At 63.8% G+C, this 607-nt stretch carries 1 protein-coding gene; it reads left to right on the top strand.

Going from position 1 to position 607, the window contains the following annotated elements; genetic code table 11:
• A partial coding sequence (locus C2R25_RS00015; protein ID WP_146049576.1) for a transposase occupies positions 1-512 on the top strand: 512 nt, incomplete at its 5' end.
• Between the last annotated feature and the right edge of the window lie 95 nt (positions 513-607).

The raw sequence follows: 607 nt of genomic DNA, 5'->3' as shown, positions 1-607 counted from the left end.
GGACGGTGAAGATCGGGCGGCCGCGCGATCCCGAGGCGCCGCGTTCGGTGCCCGAACTCGCCATTGCCGTGTTCGGCTACAAGACACACGTCGCGATCGATCAGGCCTTCGGTTTCATCCGCAGCTGGACGGTGACCAGCGCCGCGCGCCACGACGGCACGGTGCTGCGCGAGATCATCACCACCGACAACACCTCGGCGAGCGTGTGGGCCGACACGGCGTACCGCTCGAAGGTCAACGAAGAGTGGCTCAAAGCTCGCAGCCTGGTGAGCCGCATTCATCGCAAGAAGCCGCCACGCCGGCCCATGCCAGACCATATCCGCCGCGGGAACGCGACCAAATCGAAGGTGCGCCCGGCGATCGAGCACGTCTTCGCCTATCAGAAGGATCGCATGGACTTGTTCATCCGAACCGTCGGCATCAAGCGCGCTCGCGCCAAGATCGGTCTGGCCAACATGGCCTACAACATGGGTCGCCTGATCTTCCACGAGCGACGAGCCTCGACGGCGTAGCTGCGCCCGAAACCCTCAAACGGGGCGTCACGCGAAACCACTGGCAGTAAAAAACGTGCCGGCACACAAGCCTCAGCCTATGTTGAAGCCCTCAA

Source organism: Novosphingobium sp. HII-3 (assembly GCF_002916655.1).
GTDB classification, from domain to species: domain Bacteria; phylum Pseudomonadota; class Alphaproteobacteria; order Sphingomonadales; family Sphingomonadaceae; genus Novosphingobium; species Novosphingobium panipatense.
This window is presented reverse-complemented; position numbering and strand designations above follow the sequence as displayed.